24 protein-coding genes are annotated in these 19,843 nt (G+C 34.8%); 23 read left to right on the top strand and 1 reads right to left on the bottom strand.

Going from position 1 to position 19,843, the window contains the following annotated elements; all coding sequences use genetic code 11:
- The first annotated feature begins 300 nt into the window (after nucleotides 1–300).
- Both H3T55_RS16175 and H3T55_RS16180 read left to right on the top strand, forming a co-directional pair.
- The gene (locus H3T55_RS16175; protein WP_225535379.1) at nucleotides 301–1,251 is read left to right on the top strand and encodes a helix-turn-helix domain-containing protein; all 951 of its coding nucleotides are present in this window, start codon (nucleotides 301–303) and stop codon (nucleotides 1,249–1,251) included.
- 229 nt (nucleotides 1,252–1,480) lie between these two features.
- On the top strand, nucleotides 1,481–1,738 hold the full coding sequence (locus tag H3T55_RS16180) for a helix-turn-helix transcriptional regulator (protein WP_225535380.1): 258 nt from the start codon (nucleotides 1,481–1,483) through the stop codon (nucleotides 1,736–1,738).
- Nucleotides 1,739–1,776: 38 nt separating this feature from the next.
- On the opposite strand, the gene H3T55_RS16185 is transcribed toward H3T55_RS16180, so the two are convergent.
- The gene (locus H3T55_RS16185) at nucleotides 1,777–2,580 is read right to left on the bottom strand and encodes a helix-turn-helix domain-containing protein (RefSeq protein WP_225535381.1); all 804 of its coding nucleotides are present in this window, start codon (nucleotides 2,578–2,580) and stop codon (nucleotides 1,777–1,779) included.
- A gap of 211 nt (nucleotides 2,581–2,791) precedes the next feature.
- Here H3T55_RS16185 and H3T55_RS16190 point away from each other — a divergent pair, with 211 nt between their 5' ends.
- The 21 genes from H3T55_RS16190 to H3T55_RS16290 all read left to right on the top strand — a co-directional run bounded on the left by H3T55_RS16190 (nucleotide 2,792) and on the right by H3T55_RS16290 (nucleotide 19,839).
- Nucleotides 2,792–3,724, top strand: coding sequence for a helix-turn-helix domain-containing protein (locus H3T55_RS16190; RefSeq protein ID WP_225535382.1), 933 nt, complete (start codon nucleotides 2,792–2,794; stop codon nucleotides 3,722–3,724).
- Nucleotides 3,725–4,503: 779 nt separating this feature from the next.
- The gene (locus tag H3T55_RS16195; RefSeq protein WP_225535383.1) at nucleotides 4,504–4,938 is read left to right on the top strand and encodes a hypothetical protein; all 435 of its coding nucleotides are present in this window, start codon (nucleotides 4,504–4,506) and stop codon (nucleotides 4,936–4,938) included.
- 2 nt (nucleotides 4,939–4,940) lie between these two features.
- Complete coding sequence (locus H3T55_RS16200) at nucleotides 4,941–5,324, top strand: hypothetical protein (RefSeq protein WP_225535384.1); 384 nt, start codon at nucleotides 4,941–4,943, stop codon at nucleotides 5,322–5,324.
- A gap of 554 nt (nucleotides 5,325–5,878) precedes the next feature.
- Entirely contained in the window at nucleotides 5,879–6,061 is a 183-nt protein-coding gene (locus tag H3T55_RS16205; RefSeq protein WP_225535385.1) for a hypothetical protein, read from the top strand.
- 14 nt (nucleotides 6,062–6,075) lie between these two features.
- Nucleotides 6,076–6,348 carry a hypothetical protein gene (locus H3T55_RS16210; protein WP_225535386.1) on the top strand — a complete coding sequence of 91 codons (273 nt, stop codon included), beginning with the start codon at nucleotides 6,076–6,078 and terminating at the stop codon, nucleotides 6,346–6,348.
- Nucleotides 6,349–6,688: 340 nt separating this feature from the next.
- Entirely contained in the window at nucleotides 6,689–7,348 is a 660-nt protein-coding gene (locus H3T55_RS16215; protein ID WP_225535387.1) for a hypothetical protein, read from the top strand.
- Between the two features lie 120 nt (nucleotides 7,349–7,468).
- Nucleotides 7,469–8,125, top strand: a complete 657-nt coding sequence (locus H3T55_RS16220) for a hypothetical protein (RefSeq protein WP_225535388.1) — start codon at nucleotides 7,469–7,471, stop codon at nucleotides 8,123–8,125.
- Entirely contained in the window at nucleotides 8,106–8,354 is a 249-nt protein-coding gene (locus tag H3T55_RS16225) for a helix-turn-helix transcriptional regulator (RefSeq protein WP_225535389.1), read from the top strand. The genes H3T55_RS16220 and H3T55_RS16225 overlap by 20 nt, the downstream gene beginning before the upstream one ends.
- Entirely contained in the window at nucleotides 8,338–8,523 is a 186-nt protein-coding gene (locus H3T55_RS16230) for a hypothetical protein (protein WP_225535390.1), read from the top strand. The genes H3T55_RS16225 and H3T55_RS16230 overlap by 17 nt, the downstream gene beginning before the upstream one ends.
- Nucleotides 8,513–8,812: a hypothetical protein gene (locus H3T55_RS16235; protein WP_225535391.1), complete on the top strand. Its 300-nt coding sequence runs from the start codon at nucleotides 8,513–8,515 to the stop codon at nucleotides 8,810–8,812. The genes H3T55_RS16230 and H3T55_RS16235 overlap by 11 nt, the downstream gene beginning before the upstream one ends.
- A gap of 110 nt (nucleotides 8,813–8,922) precedes the next feature.
- Nucleotides 8,923–9,234 carry a hypothetical protein gene (locus H3T55_RS16240; RefSeq protein ID WP_225535392.1) on the top strand — a complete coding sequence of 104 codons (312 nt, stop codon included), beginning with the start codon at nucleotides 8,923–8,925 and terminating at the stop codon, nucleotides 9,232–9,234.
- Entirely contained in the window at nucleotides 9,231–10,358 is a 1,128-nt protein-coding gene (locus tag H3T55_RS16245; protein WP_225535393.1) for a hypothetical protein, read from the top strand. The genes H3T55_RS16240 and H3T55_RS16245 overlap by 4 nt, the downstream gene beginning before the upstream one ends.
- Before the next feature lie 132 nt (nucleotides 10,359–10,490).
- Entirely contained in the window at nucleotides 10,491–14,303 is a 3,813-nt protein-coding gene (locus H3T55_RS16250; RefSeq protein ID WP_225535394.1) for an LPXTG cell wall anchor domain-containing protein, read from the top strand.
- 38 nt (nucleotides 14,304–14,341) lie between these two features.
- The gene (locus H3T55_RS16255; protein ID WP_225535395.1) at nucleotides 14,342–14,680 is read left to right on the top strand and encodes a hypothetical protein; all 339 of its coding nucleotides are present in this window, start codon (nucleotides 14,342–14,344) and stop codon (nucleotides 14,678–14,680) included.
- A 20-nt stretch (nucleotides 14,681–14,700) separates the two neighbouring features.
- Complete coding sequence (locus H3T55_RS16260; RefSeq protein ID WP_225535396.1) at nucleotides 14,701–15,189, top strand: hypothetical protein; 489 nt, start codon at nucleotides 14,701–14,703, stop codon at nucleotides 15,187–15,189.
- A 34-nt stretch (nucleotides 15,190–15,223) separates the two neighbouring features.
- Nucleotides 15,224–15,598 (top strand): hypothetical protein, encoded by a 375-nt coding sequence (locus H3T55_RS16265; protein ID WP_225535397.1) that lies wholly within the window; start codon nucleotides 15,224–15,226, stop codon nucleotides 15,596–15,598.
- A 26-nt stretch (nucleotides 15,599–15,624) separates the two neighbouring features.
- Nucleotides 15,625–16,080 (top strand): type III secretion system protein PrgE, encoded by a 456-nt coding sequence (locus tag H3T55_RS16270; RefSeq protein WP_225535398.1) that lies wholly within the window; start codon nucleotides 15,625–15,627, stop codon nucleotides 16,078–16,080.
- Nucleotides 16,081–16,105: 25 nt separating this feature from the next.
- Nucleotides 16,106–16,333, top strand: coding sequence for a type III secretion system protein PrgF (locus H3T55_RS16275; protein ID WP_225535399.1), 228 nt, complete (start codon nucleotides 16,106–16,108; stop codon nucleotides 16,331–16,333).
- A gap of 12 nt (nucleotides 16,334–16,345) precedes the next feature.
- On the top strand, nucleotides 16,346–17,146 hold the full coding sequence (locus H3T55_RS16280; RefSeq protein WP_225535400.1) for a type IV secretion system protein: 801 nt from the start codon (nucleotides 16,346–16,348) through the stop codon (nucleotides 17,144–17,146).
- Between the two features lies 1 nt (nucleotide 17,147).
- Nucleotides 17,148–17,501 carry a PrgI family mobile element protein gene (locus H3T55_RS16285; protein ID WP_225535401.1) on the top strand — a complete coding sequence of 118 codons (354 nt, stop codon included), beginning with the start codon at nucleotides 17,148–17,150 and terminating at the stop codon, nucleotides 17,499–17,501.
- Nucleotides 17,455–19,839 carry a VirB4-like conjugal transfer ATPase, CD1110 family gene (locus H3T55_RS16290; protein ID WP_225535402.1) on the top strand — a complete coding sequence of 795 codons (2,385 nt, stop codon included), beginning with the start codon at nucleotides 17,455–17,457 and terminating at the stop codon, nucleotides 19,837–19,839. The genes H3T55_RS16285 and H3T55_RS16290 overlap by 47 nt, the downstream gene beginning before the upstream one ends.
- Nucleotides 19,840–19,843 lie beyond the last annotated feature (4 nt).

Raw genomic sequence — 19,843 nt, forward strand, 5'->3', positions numbered from 1 at the left:
TTTTACTTTCAACAATAACTTATAAGTAAATTAAAAAATCAAGGGTTCTAACTTTATATAATCGTTGATACATGGCTATTTAATTAAAATATAAGTTATAAGATATTGTTTTCTTTTGAAATATAAGTTATAAGATAAATAGTTATAAGTTATAAGTTAAACCTTCATATTTAGGTTATAACTTATAACTTATATTTTTTTATGCTTGTTCATTTTTTTTTAACATGCTATATTTACTGCAAATAAGAAATAATTTCAAGTGATCATACACTCTTAAAATACAGAAAACGGAGACCAACTATGGCTAAAAAAATCACCTCAACAAACAATGATATGTTACAAGATAAATTAGAGATCGAAGGCGTAAACTCAAATGGATACGGCATAATGCCTAAGATAGTCATGCAAGACAATAGACTAACAATTGAATCAAAAGCGATTTATGCTTATATCGTTAGCTATGCAGGAGCAGGAAGTTCTGCATTTCCAAGTGTAAGGAAAATTTTATCAGACCTACAGATCAGTGAGAAACGCTTTTATAAGCACAGAAAGTTATTGATTGAATGTAATTATATTACAGTTAGAGCTATTCGAAATGAGAAAAATGAAATAGTCAAGAACCTCTACACTCTTATTTCTAACCCTAAAATTGAACCAGTAGAGGGTACCCGTCAAAATGACGGATACCCTACCAGTCAAAACGACGGGTACCCTACCAGTCAAAACGACCGATATAAAAGTAACAGTATTAAAATTAACAATACTAAAATTAACACTGAAAAAGAAAGTACACTACGTTCCCTTCCTTTTTCAACCGACGATGATGATAAATTAAATAAAAAGACGTCCCCAAAATACACGGAAAAACTCTCTGATCAAAACACTAAAGACATTGAACCAAAAGTATTACTTGCTGCATACCTCAAAGACAAAGAACACTTAAAACCATTAGCTATGTCTTTGCTCATTGCAGGATTATCAGAAATAGATTGTCTAGAAATTATAGAGTTTTTAGCATTGTTGCCAGTGATTGATCAACAAGTTTCGGACATAGTAAATGCACAAATTAGAGCCAATGAAAAAGAAGCTCTTTCTAACGGTCTAACAGACTATAAAGCTTATTTCTTAAAAGGGTTGGAAATGAAACTTGCTAATGGAGGTTTACGTGTTCGTGAAGCAGATATAACTGATCCTGACACGATTGAATCGATCCCTCAAGTAACCCTGCATAACTGGGTAGATCCAGAGTAAACGTGATTCTTTGATTTGTTGATAAAATGAAATATAACGAACTGGCTATTTACAATACGTTTTCAGAGCTGTACTAGGCGTTTGCTACTTTTGACACAAAGAAGAATGAACGGTATGTTAAACAAGCTATAAATGGCTATATAACAACTGTTCTAGTTGCTTCACCTCTTTACAAAATTAGAAATTATGCTACGATTAACGAGCTATATTTATAAAGCGAGGTGAATAAATGTTTCAAATGTTTAAAAAAAGGAAGCCAACAAATGATGTTAAATTTTTGCGTGATCAAAAAGGTATTTCTCAAGAGGAATTAGCTAGAACAGTGGAAACTATATCAAAAAAGCAATTTGGAAAAGCTACCCCTTTGTCAGTCCAAACAGTAAAAGCAATTGAAGAATATCGCTATATGCCTACATTCGGGCTAGCTCAACTAATTGCTGAAGCATTGGATGAAGATTTAGAAACAGTTTTTAATAAAATTAAATGATCGGTAAAAAATACATAGAAAAAGCATACTCCCGTACTTTACTTCGGAAGTATGCTTATTTTTGTGTTTTTTATTGATTCGTTATCTGGTAAGGCAAGTGCAGATAGATTTATAGTTAAATCTTTGAAAGTGAAGATTGTTCCTTTTGTCTCAATGTAATAGTTTAGAGCATAAACTAAAAAGTCTGGATCAAGTTTAAACTGTTGGCTCATTTTTTCAATGGTCAAATTGTCTTTAGTGTAAGCAAACTGGAACGAGCTGATAGGGAATATCTTTTCGATCATATTTCTTATCAACGTAACGAAATCATTAGATTGTTCTTTACCTTCTGACAGATACATTGTAGTGTCAATTAGAAGCTGCTTTGTAACAGGATCTCGCACTTCATCGTAGGTTTCTAAATAACGCTGAATGTACTTCCCAAACTCTTTTAAGACAATGTTTTCACTGAACAACAAAGTAACTGCTTGTTGTTGTTGAGTAAACGCTGTTTCCCTTCGATTCTTACGATTATGACGGATTCTAAACTCGTACATGGTTCTTAGTAGCTCGTCTTGTTCTTCAGGATCAAGTACGTGAAAGATTTTTCGGGCTTCGATCCCGTAATCAGTAATGCCGTAGTAATTTTGGGCATTAAAATCCTTTGGATCACCATTAGCTAGCAAATCAAGAGATACATTGAAATAATCAGACAATGCTCGCATTTTAGATAATGGTGGTTCGATTTTGTTTGATTCCCACTTTGAAATATGAGTATCATAAACTCCGATCAATTCAGCTAATTCTACTTGTTTAAGCTTATTTTTTTTTCTTAAATACTTTATGTTAGCACCGATAGACACATTCATTGCTCCTTTCTGCATGTTTTTTTATATAATTCATTTTATCACATAATTAGACCAAAAAATATTACAAGTACATTATATTATCGTTAACTTACAAAATAAAGCAAATAAATATTGATATTTGAAAAGAAAAGGATTATAATATACACATAGATTATTAATGATAACGAACATAGAAGTATTTTATATTTCAGAAAGGAGAAATACTTTGGATAAAAGAATGCTTGGTAAACTTGTCAAACAGCTAAGACAAGATACAGGACTAACTCAAGCTGCTGCGAGAGAAAACGTCTTAGATAAAGCCTCTTATTCTAAATTTGAAAATGGGCATAAACCAATAGACTTTAATAGTTTGCTGCAAATACTATCAAATTTGAAAGTATCATTTCGAGACTTTACAGCAATGTATCTTGAACCGAACTGGGAAAAAACGATAAGACGACAGTATGAGAATTTAAGAGCAGAGCTTCCGTCAAAGAAAGCTCAAAAAGAGATATTTGAAATATACGATTCACTATCTGCTCGTTTTCCAAATCTAGAAATAGGCGAATTAACTGTCTATTTTGATATAAAAGCGAATTTTCATAAAAATAATCCAACTAAAATAGCTCCGATCACACCAAAAGAACAGCGGTTTATTTTGGAAAGATTTTACAGAATGAATCAAAAAGCTATTTTTGAAGAGGATTATAAACTTATTTCTCAAGTAGTTAATGATCTTTCGCCAGACGATATCATGAAAGTGGCAGCAGTGGTTTTCCCGATTGATTCTCACAGAATATTATCTTCAGAGATCAAACGACACCTGTGCAATATCTTGCTAAATTCAATCACTCCACTTTTTTTCAACAAAGAATACAAGAAAGTCAAAGCGTTGTTAAAAATTGCTGAAAAGCACAAATTTTTGTATTCAGATAGCTATTATTATTTAGCCCAATTTACTTATTTACACAATCTTTATTTATATATAGTGAAGAATGATACTGACGGATTTAAAAAAGTTACAGCTGTGATCAACGCTATCGATTTGATAGGCGATAAAGGTTCGGCAGCTTTGATGGATAAAGAGGTGCAGAACCTTGTTGATGGCAAAAAAAATCAAGGATTTTCTCAATATGATATTTTAATAGGCAAAAACTAGTTGTCATTTCAGATAACCAAATTTGAATATTTCTTACATTTTTGGGGGTATTTGAAAAATAAATGCCGAAAAGGTTGTCAAATCCGCCAACCTTGTAAAAAATTTCTGTTTTTCTTATTGAAAGTTATATATAATTACTTTATAAGCAAGAAAGGAGGACAAAATAATGAAAAAACATAAGAATATTTTAGGTACGGTAATCATTTGTGTTCTAACTATGGCGCCAGTTTTTCAAAACCTTTTAGGTTAATTTGAAAAACCTGTTTTACAAAATGACTTGTATTATCAATTTGTCTGTGGTATCTTCTAAGCGTAATACAAAATGAATTATGACAATAAGATCAAATAGACATTGAAATAAAAAATCGCCAACTGACTTGTTCCTAATATCTAATGTGATCTAGGAGTGAGAGGTTAGCGGAAAACAAAAAAAGAACCGTCTCCATAAGGCTACCAACCTTAGAGGGAGATACGACAATTCACACAAGCTTGGCGGCTTGAACTGTCTCGGCTCTTTTGTTGTAGCTATTGCTACAACGTTTGTATTATATCAATTATCAATGAAAAAATACAGTGTTAATTAAATACTCATGATATTATCAACTCCCCCAGAGCTTTGATAAAATCCTTTTTTCTTGCTGAATTGGTAAATACAATACGTGGTATATGGCTATTACAAAGGGAGAGTGTATGCAGTTTAAGCATATACTCTCCCTTTTTTTGTTTTCCGCTAACCTGTCAAATTTATTAAGAATCCATTCAAGAAAGGAGAAACAGATATGACAACAACGAATATGACACCAGAAGAAGTGTTGAAATACGGAAAAAGAGTGGTTCTATTTCAAAAAGGGAAAGGACGGCACAAACAAGAGTATGTGATTGAAGACTATCGACTATATCAACGGTCTTACTTATTTATTGATAAACGAAAGCATATTATTACTACGAATCCAGTGGAGATTATGGATATTTATGATCAGATTGAACGTGTTTATTCTCGACAGACTAAGGGAGTTTTAATAGCCCGTAGATCAGGGAACTATGAAAGCAATCGTAAACGATTGTTGCCGTTGAAAAAAACTGGAAAAGGAATGGGTGAAGTGATTCAAGGCGCACAACTAGCTAAAAGAGTCTCTCCATACTTAGATGTTGATAATCAGTGTGATGTAGTGAAAAAAAGAGCGCAGCAGCGTTTACAAAAGGGAGCATGTTGAACATGAAAAAACTGAAATACTTTGGATTTTTGATTATTGTTATTGCTACTATAGCAGGCTGTAGTGAATCTACGGTGGTATCAAGCAATTTGAGTGAAGATGCGGATAATTTTAAAGTGCTTCGCAAGATTACATTTATGAATACTGTCACAGATGAAGTGCTTTACACGGTAGAAGGCAATTTTTCGATTACTGCAGATACCGAAGATAATCAACTGGAAATTACAGCAAAAACAGGATCTGACGAATACCAAAAACACTTTTTGGGCTTATCACCTACTACTGTTTATATTGTGGAACAAATGGAATGGCAAGAGACAAATAAGTATAATTTCAAAATTACCGTAAAACCAAGTGCAATGATTCCTGATATAGACGTGAAGTAAAAATATAAAGCAATTAGCCTTTTCTTATTTGCTAATTTAAAACGAACGAATTAGCAACACATGTTTCAGACGATTTCAGACTTTTTTAGAGCAAATTCGAAAGCCTATGAACTTAGGATGAGAGCTTAACTAGATCAAGCCACGATGAGATATTATTGTTTGTTTTCTAGTTAACTGAGGTAGAGGAAGCAGGACAATGCCTATTTTGAACTGATAGGATGGAAAACTGAGGAAGAACGAAAGAAGACGAGACCTATATGTCGGTGTGCAATGACCGCCCTGTTTATCAGCGTGACTACTAAGGGACAGGGGTTAGAACTACAACAGTAAAAATGTCACATACATGGAGAGAATGATCGATGATCATTAGCTTGCTCAGGCGTACGAGAGGTTCGTATGTCGTTTCCTAGAGTTTGGGGTTACGGTTGCTATAAACCCTGCGACAGCAACACTATTGCGTAACAAAGACAAAAATTAGTAAATAAGAGAAGGCTAATGAATTTTAGGTGCTGTACCCAAATGAAATGGGTACAGCACCCGAAGGAGTGAACACCATGACTTCAAAAAATCGAAAGTCTATAACATTCACCAATCAAATGGATCAAGATTTGGCATTTCTACTTGCTAAAAAACGAGAGGAACGTAAGAAAGCAGGAAACAATCGTCAGTATCATGAAAAGGATCTGATTGCTGAAGTGTTGCACCAGGCACGAGAAGTAAAAGAAGCTTTTGGATAGGAGGGAGTGCATGAATGAATGATAATAAAAACGAATGGAAAAAGTCGTTGATCGAGTTTCTATTTTTATTTGTTATTTATGAGATAGTGTTGCTTTTTGGCATATTTCTACTCATAAAAGTGACTTTTTTACAGTCGATCAATCTTCCAATTATTGGATACATGTTTGAGAATGTAAAAGAAAGTATTCGACAACTGAATTTCATAGATTTTTTGCATAAAGATAAAGGTCTATCCATGCTGCTTACTTTCTTTGCTTCAATACTAGCTTTTGAATCAATGGAGTAAAAGCTAGCTGTCCTTTAAAAAGCGATTATTTAAGGAGAGAGCATATGAAAATAGAGTTTCGTTTGTTTGATAACACTACGAGTAGTGTTAAAATAGTCTATTTTAAAGAATGGAAAATAGATAAAAGACAACCTCTGTTTACCAGTAATTCCTAAAAAAGCTAAAGAATATTGGCATGATGGTTTGGCTGAAGAGGATGTCAACTTGTTAAAAAGAGCAGAATCACGTACAGCTGTTACGTGATCAATAAAATTGGTAACGTAACTTAATGAAAAAAGAATCTGATTGCTGAACTGTTACATAGTGCAAGAGAAATCAAAGAAGCGTGGGAGTGAGAAATGTGAATGTTGAACAAGATGACAACGAGAATTACATTCTGTTAAATCCAAGAAATACTCAGCAAGTTGTTTCTGAGCCAGTGTTTGGAAAAGAGATAAAAAACGAAGAACAGGGGCAATTTTTTGGAGTACCAATTGCTGTTCTAATTGTAAGTACTGTTATTATATTTTTTCTGCTTACTTTATTGAAACCAGTTGGAAAAAGAAAAAAACAAAAAGTTCTTACTCTAATTAATTGTTCAGCAGATCGTATCCTTGTTTATGAAGAGCATATTTTCTCTAAGGCGATAGATATTTTCGCTTATGGTTCGACAGGATTAATCAGAGAGCACTGGAGATTTCCACTAAGATACAAAAAGTGTATTAAAAGAATTACTGAAGAGAACAATTGTAAATTAATTTCTAGTGAGGAGTACTGTAAAACTAACTATAGAACAGAGACTGCAGGTGACAGCAATATGACCCAAGGAGAGGTTTTATCGATCTATCTAACTAGTGGAGAAAGTTTTGATCATAATATGGATGAGGTACAAACAGACAGAGAATATATAAAAAATGTGATAATGACTTTTCAAGTAGATCATTTTACGATCGAAGATGCGGATGGAATAAGCAGTTATAAAACTTGTAATGTTGAAGCAATGACAATGGAAGGGGTATAAAAATGAAAAAATTTAGAATTAGACGTTTTATTCGTCAACTTTTTAAAGAAAACAGAGACAAAGAAATGTTAATTATCGACACAACAAAATTTTCTGAACACCAAAATAGAGTGATCGTGAATGAACTTTGGAAGAAAAACCTACTTGCAAGTAGTCGTAAAAAAAATCAAGTTATATCAATTAATACACACAAGAGTTAGGAGTGGAAAAATGGCTGAATCAGTAAAAGAATCAATAGATTATGCAGAGTGTAAGCTAAAAAAGAAAAAACTCTTAAAGCTCCTTGATAGAAAAACAAAAAAGGTTCTTTATCTAGAAAAAAGAGCAAACCTCCTAAAGAAGTTACCATTTTTAGGGTGTTTTGATCGAAGCAAACTTGTTTTGAGAACAAAATGGTACTTGATTCCACTTCTAGCTGTAGTTCCATTATTCGCCCTTTTCGGGAAAACGATTTACGATTCTGGGTTTGAACAACCAGATATTGTACATATGATGGTGCCTGCTACATATCTTTCTTTGTTTGGAAATGTAATTTTTACTTTAATTGTACTCTTCTTGTGGTTGTTGATTTTAGGAATCATTAGCCTAGCGATAGTTGAAGTAATTGTTGAGGTAGTAAAGTTTACTTCTTACGTATTTTCAGATCGTTATTTAGTCATTGAGCTAAAGGAGTTAGTAGAACGAATTGAAAAAGATAAACGAGCGATAAAAAAAGCACAGGAAGAATTGAATTTACTAAATGAGGAGTTGGAACTTTATGCCGAAGAAAAAGAATAGCAGCTTTGAGTCCAGTATCCACGTGTGGAGAGCAAGAAAACGTATGACTCAACAAGAATTAGCCGATAAAATAGGAGTTGCGAGAGTAACAATTGTTCAATTAGAACGAAACCGTTATAATCCGTCACTTTTATTGGCGCATGACATTGCTGAGGTTTTTGAAGTGCCAATTGAGCAAGTATTTACCTTCAAAAAGATCAATGAGGAGGAACATGAAAGTGATCATTAGCAACTGTGTTTTATCAAACATTGGCGCAACTCTTATCATAGTAGGATTCTTTACATTTAATGAAAAGTTGCAATATTTTGGTTGGGGAATGATATTGGTGTCAACTGTTAATGCAATTGGATGGATCATTGGCAAGGAAAAAGAGAATAGGAAAAAAGATGAGTTATAACTTTTACTATTTTGACTTTCCTTACAAAGCATGGGTCATTGCCACTGAACCTGATGAAGCAGTTGTTGCCTATCAAACAACGGTTTCAGATATTCAAGACGGTGTTTCATTTGAAGTAATGAGTGATTCGGAATTTTTAGAATCCTTTGCAGGCACAACGACAGAAGAAATGCCTACGATAGAGCGCGGGTTGACAAATGCAGCACTCACTATGAAAGATTGTTTGTTTGATTTAGCTCAAAACAATAAAACCGCAAAAATATTAGCTGCGGACCAGGCATTGATCTAGAAAACGCTTGATAAAATGTGAGTAATAACTTACTCTTGAGTCATAAGGAAAATGCTTCGTGCCTACTGACTCTCTTGTTATTTAGTTAAGAATAGAAAAGTGGTGGGAAAATGGCGTTTCAAGCACAGAAAAACCTTAAATGGAACGAATTGCTTCGTTTACTGGATTTAGATCCAGATTGGTATAAGAAACCTGAAACTGAACGGTATAGGAAAATCACAACATTAGGAAGAGAAATTTTTCAACAAGGAATGAAAAATAATCCTGATAAAATCGATGAACAAAAATATTTGGTGTTAGTCGGGTATGGCTACACACTCAATGAAATAGCCAAAGAGTTTGACGTTACAAAAAATACCTTACTTGATTGGCGAAAAAATAAAGGGTATACAAAAAAACGTGTGATGGAGGAAGTACAATGAAAAAAGTAACCAAAAAACAAATGGGACTCATTGCAGCCGTTGTTTTATTAGGAGTAGGTGGAACCTATGCCTATGTACAAAATCAATCAAGTGTGAAGGCTGCTGAAGCAAAAAAAGAAGTGAAAGCAACAACTGACAAATTGGATGGCTTGAATACAGAAATCAATGCTTTGTATGATAAGAAAGATCCTGATTTTTTAGTAAAAGGAATCAAAACCAAACAAATCACTGATTTACAGAAAAAAGTAACAAAAGAAACAACGATCAAAAAAGAAAAGAATCTCTCAAAAAAAGACTATACTGATCTTGACCAAAAAGTTGAACTGGTCAATACGAATATAAAAAAAGCTAAAAAGGCGATGGAAGCACTTATTGCTATCAATGGATTGTACCAACAAACACAAACAAGCGTTGCAATCAATGGTTCTGTGGTGAAAAAAGATTTAGCTATTGTGGATGATCTAAAAAAAGAGACTGTTGAAAATGTCAATAAAGCCTTCTTTAAAGAAGGGGCTACAAAAACATATGACAAAACAATCAATGAATTGATTTCCAATGCTGAAAAGCAATTAAATCAAATAGATACGTCGAAAGCAGCTGTTGCAAAAGTTTTTAAAGAAGGAAAAATAATCTCTATAGATAATAAACTGTATGATGTGGCTAAATCTGAGACAGATAAAATTAAAAACGAAAAAGCTAAAAAAGCTTTGCTAGATCAGTTAGCGAAAGTAAAATCAGATATTGACAAGAAAGCAGAAGAGGAAGCTGAGAAGGTTGCTGCTGATCAAACAGCACAACAACAAGCCCAGGCTCAAAGCCAAGTGAAACAAGAAGAACAAGCAGTTGTAGATCCAACGACCCAGCAAGCAACGAATGAACAAAATCAAGGTTCCCAATCACCTACCTATGCTGGTGGAAACACAGAGTATCAAGCACCAGCTTCTACAGGAGAAGGTACAGGTGCTGGGTATCAACCACCAGCGACTAACGGCGGTGGTGCAGGTGTAACACAACCACCAGCAACAGCTGGAAATGGCCAAGGAGTAATGACACAAGCAGAAGGTGATAAAGCTGCTGAAGATGCTTCAACGAGTGATTGGTCACAGTTTTTCCCAAATAAATAGTTGAGTGAAAGAAGCGATTTAGAGATAATTCTAAATCGCTTCTTTTTTGTCGAAAGGAAATTATTATGATACGTATACGTTCACCGTAATATCAGTTGAGAATAAAATAAAAAAATAGACAGGAGAAAAAATATGAAGAATAAAATTTATACAATATTAAAGAAAAAATGGCTATTCATTGGTAGTGTTTTTTTTGCTTTAGTAGGTGGAGTTGTGAGTACACAAGCTGTGACGTTACCAAGTGGTGCAACACAAGTTGGTACAATAAATGGCGCACCAGTAATCAAATCACCGACTGATAATATGGCAAGTAAAACATTTCAAGATATTATCTCAGGATTACTAGAAGATGTGGGAGACCCACCATATATTATTAATCAAGCTTCTTGGGGGTCTTCAACAAGTTTAGCCGGTGGTAAACCTGTATCAGAAATTAGCTCTGCTGCGTCAGCAGTTTTTGGTTTGGATGGATTTCTTCCTGCTGATCATGCTGTTGAAATTCCAGTGGGACAAAAAGCAATGATATACAACGTAGGAACTGCTGTTGAAACTGCTACAGGGAAAAAGATTCCAGTCTCACTTGGTATTACAGTAAATAGTGCTACTGATCCTGACGGGGTTCCATATGACACTGTAATTATGGGCGCAAAATCCCAAAGTAGTGTTATTACGTTAGCATGGGGATCTGTGGTGCGCGGTGGTTCAAATACTGGTGGCGGTCAGGGAGAAGGTGGTGGAATAGGCGGTGGCTCTTCAGATGGTACTTTAATGGGATACATTGAGTCTATTGCTTACACTCTAACATTTGTCAATAGTGATACTGGTCAGCCAATAACCAACGAAACACTAATGCCAATTAAAAACTCTGATATTGATGGGAATCAGCTAGCTGAAATGGATGGAAATGGAGCTTTGGGCTACATTTTATCTCCGGACACAGCCTTGAAACAAGAAGGCAATGGTTTTAGATCTACTTCAGATGGAACAATTGAAGACGATTCTTCAGATCTAACAGCCAACAGCTACGTAGTAATTAAAAAATACAACAGTAACTGGGTACAATATCAATATAAAGATGGCGCGCATGATCACCTAGACATTGTTACGGCACACTTTGGAGACACACCATTTAAGCTTAACGAATTAGTTGGCGGTTATCTTGAAATTGATAAGTCTACAATTCAATATGGAAAAGACAACTGGAATGATCTTTATTCTTTTGATACATTGCAATTTGAGGTAGTGGATAAGTCAGGAAAAGTTGTTGACACGCTTAAAATTGATAAAAATGGGAACTCTTCTAGATCTAAAATTCTTCCGCCAGGGGATTATGTTTTACATGAAAAATCAACAAACTGGTCAAGCAGCGGTCAAACGGTGAGAGCAGATACAACTGTTAAGGTTGAGTCAGGAAAAACTAACACTGTAACGCTAAAAAATACAGCTGTTACAGGTCAAATTACAATCAAGAAAACTGGTGTAGAATCAGGAAAAGATTTATGGAATGAACGATATGATCTAAAAGGAAATAAATTTGAGCTGAAATCTGTTACAGATGGGAAAACATATACCATTACAACAGACGAAACAGGAACAGCAATCAAAAAGGACCTTCCTTTAGGAGAATATACGATTACAGAAATTAGTTCTTCGGCTGGTTTTGCAAATACATTTAAACCACAAACAGTGAAATTGACCTACAAAGACCAAAATACAGAGGTTGTTTTTGGTGAAACAAGTGGTACTAACCAGGAGATCAAAGGTCAAAATTTACTGCAAAAAGAAGATGTGGACACTGGCTTAGATCAAAATGGGAAATCAATTTTGAAAACTGCTAAGTTCCAATTATTTTATGATGATGACTCAACAGGATCTAGCAAGCACAAACAAGGTGATCCGGTAAAATGGACAGATACACCGAATCCTGAATTACTAGCTGGTGAAAAAGTAACTAGTGCTGTAATTGGCGGTAACAAAGTAGATTTTGGTGAACAAGTAGTTGTTGATGTTGATGATGAGAAATTGATTGCTTCAATAGGAAATCTTTCTCTTGGAAAATATTACTGGTATGAAGTTGATGCAGGTGAAGGGTATGTAACAGATGGTACGAAACATACCTTTGAAATTACTAAAAAAGATGATCAAACAGTTACTTCAGTAACAACTGATACAAATAGTAAAAACCGTGCGATTGAAGCAGCAATCAAAATCAATAAAATGTTTACATTGCCGGAGAATGAAGGTGCTTCAGGATTTAATGACATTGAGTTCGTAGCAAATCCATTAGAAGGCACCATTGCTGAACCCGTTACTATGATCACAGGAGTTGATCCAGTCACAGGTGACGATGGTTATGCATTAGGTAATCTAGTATACGGAGACTGGGTTTTAGAAGAGAAAAGTGAACCAGAAGGCCGTAAAAAAATCAGACCTATCTATATTCATATGGAAACAGATGCAGAAACAGATATTCTAACAATTAGTGCAAGCTACTACGAAGATTTTTCTAAACCATTCTCTCAACGGAAATTCGCATTGCAAGATAGCAGTGAAGAAAAGAATCCTAACAGTCAAGGGACGGTCGGTAGTGTAACTACTGAAAAACCAACAATTAGCTTATCAACATTACACTTTAACAACAATCCTGACACTCCTGAAGTTCCAACGCCACCAACGCCACCAACAAAGGATGTCACGAAAACTGACGGTGGAGAATCTATCAATGAAGGAAATGTAGCGTTAAACTCAGATTTCTTCTATGAATTAAATTCAAGTATTCTGCAGCCAAACCGTCAAGACACTAACAGCTGGACAATCAATGATGATTATGACGAAAATTTTGATCGTTACAATGGGACATTCAAATTATATGCTACCAAAGACTTTGATTCTTACAAAGCAGGAGACGAATTGCCACAAGATTTCGTCAAAGCTGAAGATAAGAAAGGCAAGGTCTTATTTACTGCTCAAAAGGCGTTCTTAGACGTTGTTAACAAGCATAAGGATAAAGAAGTAGGATTTACTATTCATGCTTCATTCTACCGTTTCAAAGACTCTGACAAGGTCGTAAATACATTTGTAGAAACGATCAATGATGTGAAGCAGGATTCTAACGAAGTTTATACCAAAACACCGAAACCTGAACCACATAAATTCGATTTATCAAAAGAAAAGTTTGATTTAACAGGAGACAAGCTTTTAGACGATGACAGCGAAATGAAGGATCGTTATGAAGAGTCAAACAAAGATCCTTACAATGATAAAACAGATAATAACGAAAAAGAAAACATTAATACTACTGAAGTGAAACCTGGTCAAACAATTGTATATCAATTATGGCTAGATACAACACCATTTGATGAAACTAGCAAATTGACTTATCTTCGTATGGTCGATAAATATGATGCTGCGTCAGTAACAGTAAATAAAGACAAATTGAAAATCTACGATGCTGAAGGAAACGATGCAACAAAGAACTTCAAATTTGAAGACGATGGAAAAGGGACATTAACGATTTCCGCGAATGTTTTCAAGAAATCTAAGAACTCTAAAGGAGAAGAGGTATCTATTGTGGATACTGAAAAAGTACCTTTAGGACAAATTTATAAGATCGATGCACCAATGACTGTTAAAAACGATGTAAAAACTGGTACGGATATTATCAATACAGCAAGTCAAGAGTGGGCCGATTCTGACGGGACGGAAGATAGTCATATCACTGAAAAACGGGTAAATAAAGTACCTGAAGGAAAAGAAACGAAAAAAGATGATTCAAAAAATCCGGTAGAGAAAGTTGCTGAAAAGGTACTTCCGCATACGGGTGACAGTCCAACAAGTATTTTTATTAAATTAATAGGTTGGGCGATTGTCTTAGGTACTATTATCTTTTTTACAGTTCGATCAAAAAGAAACCAACAAATCGTAAATGATGAAGAGCCGTTCTAATGAACGGTTCTTCTTTTTTTAGGCGAGGAGGTGAATGTATGGGAGTTACTATTTTTAAGGAAAAGAAAAAGAGACACAGTTTATCAGTTAGAAAAGATGATGTTTATTTGCAGTTTAATGAAAAAGGGACTCGATTGAAGTTCATTCAATTGAATGCAAATAAAGTGATTGAAATGCGCCAAAATCACTTATTAGATCAGCATAAATTACAAGAATACAATGGTATTTGTTTGATTCATGCGAAAAAACAATTATGTATTCCTATTGTGCAGGGAAGTTGGCGCTATTGTGGCCATAATAACGGTGGATTACGTTTCTCTGTTCCTAATAACATTAGAATTGCTAAAGCAGAAATGCATAATTGGCACTTAAGATAAGTTGAAAAGGTGGTTAAAAAATGTATCAAGAATATTTAAGTGAAATAGATAATGTTCCTTTATTTCCAATCTGGCTAATTGCGACTCTTGCTGTGATGATCATTGTGTTTATTTGTTTGATTGTATGGATTTTAATTTGTGTGCCGCATTTCTTATTGGATGATGCACTAACATTTTTTAGCATATTTTTGTTCTTAAGTGTTGGTTCAATTGGCTTTTCTTTTTACAAGCAATCAACAGCCAAAGACTTTATAGATTATCGATATGTCATAAAAACAGAGAATGGTTACCAACTAAGAACTTTATCTAAACAGTATCCAGGTTTATCTGAAGGCGAAATTTACATTCAAGAAAAAGCTGAAACTGTTTCACCCAAAATTATTCTTGAACAACGCCAATATAAGGAAAAAGAATTCAATAAAGTTTTTGGTTCAGGAGAAAAAAGAGTGATTTTTATCGTTCCTGAAGGGACGGTTCAGACAAAATTTGAAGAAGGAGTGATCAAATGAGTAATCTGAGTGTATTAGAAAGAGTTGAAGCCAAGTGAGTTCTTTAGAGCAACTTTTAATTTTTGGAGCGATCGTTGCAATTGGGTATTTGTTAATGCAGCATTTTACTGATTCGAATAATGAAGAAACAAGGCTATTAGATCCTAAAAATAGAGAAGCTATTTTGAAAACGAGTTTTTATAATCGGTTTGAAAGAAGGATTTATAGCCAAAAATTACGAAAACTAGAAGAGAAACTTGAGTTGATGCAGCATTCGAAAGACATATCAAGTATAAAGCATTGCGAGTTGGAGCAAAAAGCAATGAAGGCAAAAGAGTTAAGACAAGCAATAGAAACTGACGAATATGTAATCAAATTAAGTGCAATGAATAAAGCTGATCGTAGATTGGACAATTGGGATGATTTCTAGTGTTTAGATAGAAGGAGAGGAAAATTATGAAGTACCAAAGACCTATGGAAAGAACAACTGGACCAAAAGAATTTGTAGCAGGAACGTATGCAGCAACCATAAGAAAAATTATTAATAAACCTTCAGGTTCAGGGAATAAAATGTTCACTCTTTTTTTAGAAGGGAAAAATAAAGAACAAGGGCGCTCATTTTTAGTGTTTGGCAATGACTTTACCCAACAAACACTGAGTTTTATCCTTGCAAGCATTGAAGATAACGGTGTTGAAATACCTGATATCGAGTTTGGATGGAATAAAGACACGTATAACTTCTTACTAAACAAAGATGTCTATATTCGTGTAGAAGATGGTTTTTACAAAGGACAACCACAAACACAAATTACCGAGTATTTGACTTTGGAAGAGTTTGAAGGCAGTGAAGAAGATTCTGGATTTGATGAATTTGGGCAATCTGATCACACTCAAGATCCAGGTTGGGAATAAATAATTTAGAAAAGAGGAAAATTTAATGGATATCGTATCAAAAATCGTTACAGCGATAGGGGCAATTATCACAGTAGTGTCACTGGTAGGAGTCTTGCTTGGTGTAAAAGATGTTCGTTCAGGAATGGCGAATGATGATCCAAGGAAAACAGATAAAGGAATTGAAGCGATAGTTGTAGGCGGAGCAATTACACTTATTGCAACTGGTGTTGCAGCAGCTATTCTTGTTCAATTAGGAACAATTAAATTTTAAGGAGGGAACGACATGAATGTTCCAGAGTCTACCCTCAATCAATTATTTCAAAGTTTAGGAGAGTATAATCCAACAACGAATGAAATTATGGAAAAGATTGCTAAGGTTCTTATTCCATTAGGAATAGCAATCTTAGGCATTCTTTTCATGGTGGAACTGTCAAATACGGCCAAAAAATTTAAAATGGAAGAAGACCGTTTAGGCGTTGAAGTTTTGGCAGATCTAGCGATGAAATATATCGTAGCATTCATTTTGATTATGATGTCAGGATATATTGTGGACAGTATTGTATGGTTCGGAATTCAGATCGCCAAATGGATCAATTCGATTGTTACTATCGCCGGAACAAGTGATGCTATACCTCAAATGGGCAAAGTTTCTTGGTGGGCCAAACCGATCGTATTTTTATTTCAAATCTTTGCGTATATTGCGTTGTGGTTATCAGGTGTTATTGCGAATATCCTCATTTTCTTACGAGGAATTCAGCTGTATATCGTCAAAGCAATGGCACCAATACTTATTGCATTCTTTGTCAATGATGAACTTCGATCGATTGCTGTGGGGTATATCAAACAAATCATGGCGCTTGTGTTACAAGGAGCTTTATTAGTGTTGATCATTGGTTTGATACCAATTCTAACAGCGAACGATTACTTGTCTTTCGCTTCATTCGAAGGTGGTGTCTGGTCAAGTGCAGGCGCATTGATCATTAATATAATGATCTATATTTCACTTGTTTTGAAATATGTAGCGATCATTATCATTTTGATAGGATCACAAGGAATGGCCAAACGATTTATGGGGGCGATGTAAGATGGCAATAGGATCACAGTTTTATAAAGATGTGTCCAAAATAGAGCGTAAAGTTTGGGGAATCAGTATAAGGCAGTTCAAGGCATATGTCATATTCATTGGTATAGCTATTGTATTAGGAATAGAAATCTTTTTTCTTCCTGATTGGGCTTTCTTGATTCTCTGTGTGCCAACAGCGCTTATTTTAGGCGCATATCCAGTACTTTTATTATTAGATGCGTGGAGAGAGAAGAAACGAAAGATTGAACTCTACTTTTATTATGAAGATCGTCCTTATAGAACAGGGCAGATAAGGAGATATGAGAAACATGAATTTACTCAAAAAGAGACCGTCAAAGAAACAGATGAGATCTAAGCAAACAGAAAAGCAGATAAAGCAACGTGTGATGGAAAAGGCAAATCCTACAGCTCAGGACAGTATCAAGTATACAAGTCAATTTCAAGAAGGATTAATGCATATTGTTGAAGGGGAATACTCAAAGACCTTTCATTTAGGTGAAGTAGATTATGAAGTTTCTATGGAGCAGGAGCAGGAAGATATTGTTGTTGGGTATGCAGACGGATTGAATACGCTAGATAAAAATTCCCGATATCAATTACTAGTTTTAAATAAGCGGATTAAAGACTCTTTATTAGAGTCTATTTTAGTACCTTATGCAGCTGATAACTTAGATAATTACCGTCAAGAAATGAATGAGATCATAGATAAACAGTTCCAGCATGATCAACGGAATTTTACAATTGAAAAATATGCGACATTTACAACGAAAAGTTCGTCTAGAAAGCAGGCAAATAAAAATCTAGATACAATCGCTAAAAACTTCAAGAATCGTTTTGAAGCAAATGATGTTGATCTATCAGTTACGCCGCTTAATGGTGTAGAGCGATTATCTGTAATGAATGAATTATTGCGACCAGGTTCTTATTTTGGAACAACCTATCAGGATATTGCAGTATCCGGATTGAATAGTAAAGCCTTCATTGTTCCAAATAAAATTCGTTTTGTTAAAGAAAAAAGATACATGAAATTAGGCGAATATTACGCGGCAGCAATGTATGTACGACAATATCCAAAGTATTTAGAAGACCGTCTGATTCGTGAATTGTGTGCAATCGGAATTGAACTGGCAATCAGTATCCATGCAACACCGTATGACATGATTCAAGCAAAGAAAAATATTCAAACAATGCAAACATTGAATAATGTGGCTATCAGTAAGCAGCAAAAAGATAATTTTCGTTCGGGTGTTAGTGAGGATATGATTGCCGGTGATCTAAAAGATACAAAAGAATCGACTGAAGCATTGATGGAAGAAATCAAAGAAAACGGACAGAAAATGTTTTCTGGAATCTTCACTACATTTGTCATTGCTAAAACAGAAGCTGAATTAGAAGAATCGATCAAGGCCGTTGAAGATGTAGGATATACCTGGCAAGTGGATTTTGAAGTGATAGAAGACTACAAAGAAGAAGCACTAAATACGATTCTTCCAATTGGCAAGCCTTATCTTGATGTGGAAATGAATTATATGCGTGATATGACAAGTACTAACGTTGCTTCTCAAGTACCATTCACAAATATTGAATTACAAAGTCCGACAGGTCAATACTATGGGCGAAATCAAATGACTAATAATGTGATCACGGTGGATCGTAAGAAAGACTTACCAACTCCGAGCGGTTTGATTTTTGGTACGTCCGGTTCGGGTAAAGGGATGGCTACGAAATGGGAAATGATCAGTGCTTTATTACGGTACCCGAAAGATTTATTTCGAATTGTCGATCCGGAAAGTGAGTATATTCCAATTGCACGTGCATTTGGAGCTGAAATACTTGATATTTCAACGGGAACACAACACCACTTAAATATTTTAGATATGGTAGATAGTCGTTTGTTAGATTCGGAAGATCGAAATGTAGATTTAATTAAAGAGAAAGCAAATTTATTATCCAACTTATTTGAATCCCTATTAAAGTCATATACAGATGAAGATGCCTCGATTGTTGACCGTGTTACAAGACAAACGTATGCAGCATTTGAAGGAAGTAATGAAGTACCTACCTTAGTTGAATGGTACGATATCCTACTGGAACAGCCAGAGCCTGAAGCTAAGTCGTTAGCAACTAAAGTAGAAACGTACTGTATTGGTTCGCAGGATATTTTCGCGCACAAAACGAATATTGATTTAAATGCAAAATTTGTCGTGTTCAATATCAAGAAATTGGATGAAAAAATGAAGCCTTTCGCAATGAAAGTTATTTTAGATCAAATTTGGAAGCAAGTCGTAGCAAATCAAGGAAAAGTAACTACTCGCTTGTATTTTGATGAATTGCAAGTGAATTTCGAAGAAGAAAGTTCAGCTAGCTGGTTCTTAAACCTATGGGTACGTATCCGGAAGTATGGGGCCGTTACAACAGGGATCACTCAAAACATTTCTACTATGCTTGATAGTCCAGCTGGAAGAAAAATGATATCAAACAGTGAATTTATGATACTTTTACGTCAAAAACCTGTAGATTTACAAAGACTAAAAGAAGCTGTTAATTTGAAACCGAAGCTACTGAAATATGTCGGTGAAAAAGTACCACAAGGAACAGGTTTGATATACGCCAATGGAACGATCGTTCCATTTGAAAACCCAATTCCAGCGAATACAGAACTCTTTGAAATCATGAATACGGATGCTGCTTAGGAAG

The organism is Enterococcus sp. S22(2020) (assembly GCF_020295385.1).
GTDB lineage: Bacteria > Bacillota > Bacilli > Lactobacillales > Enterococcaceae > Enterococcus_L > Enterococcus_L dunnyi.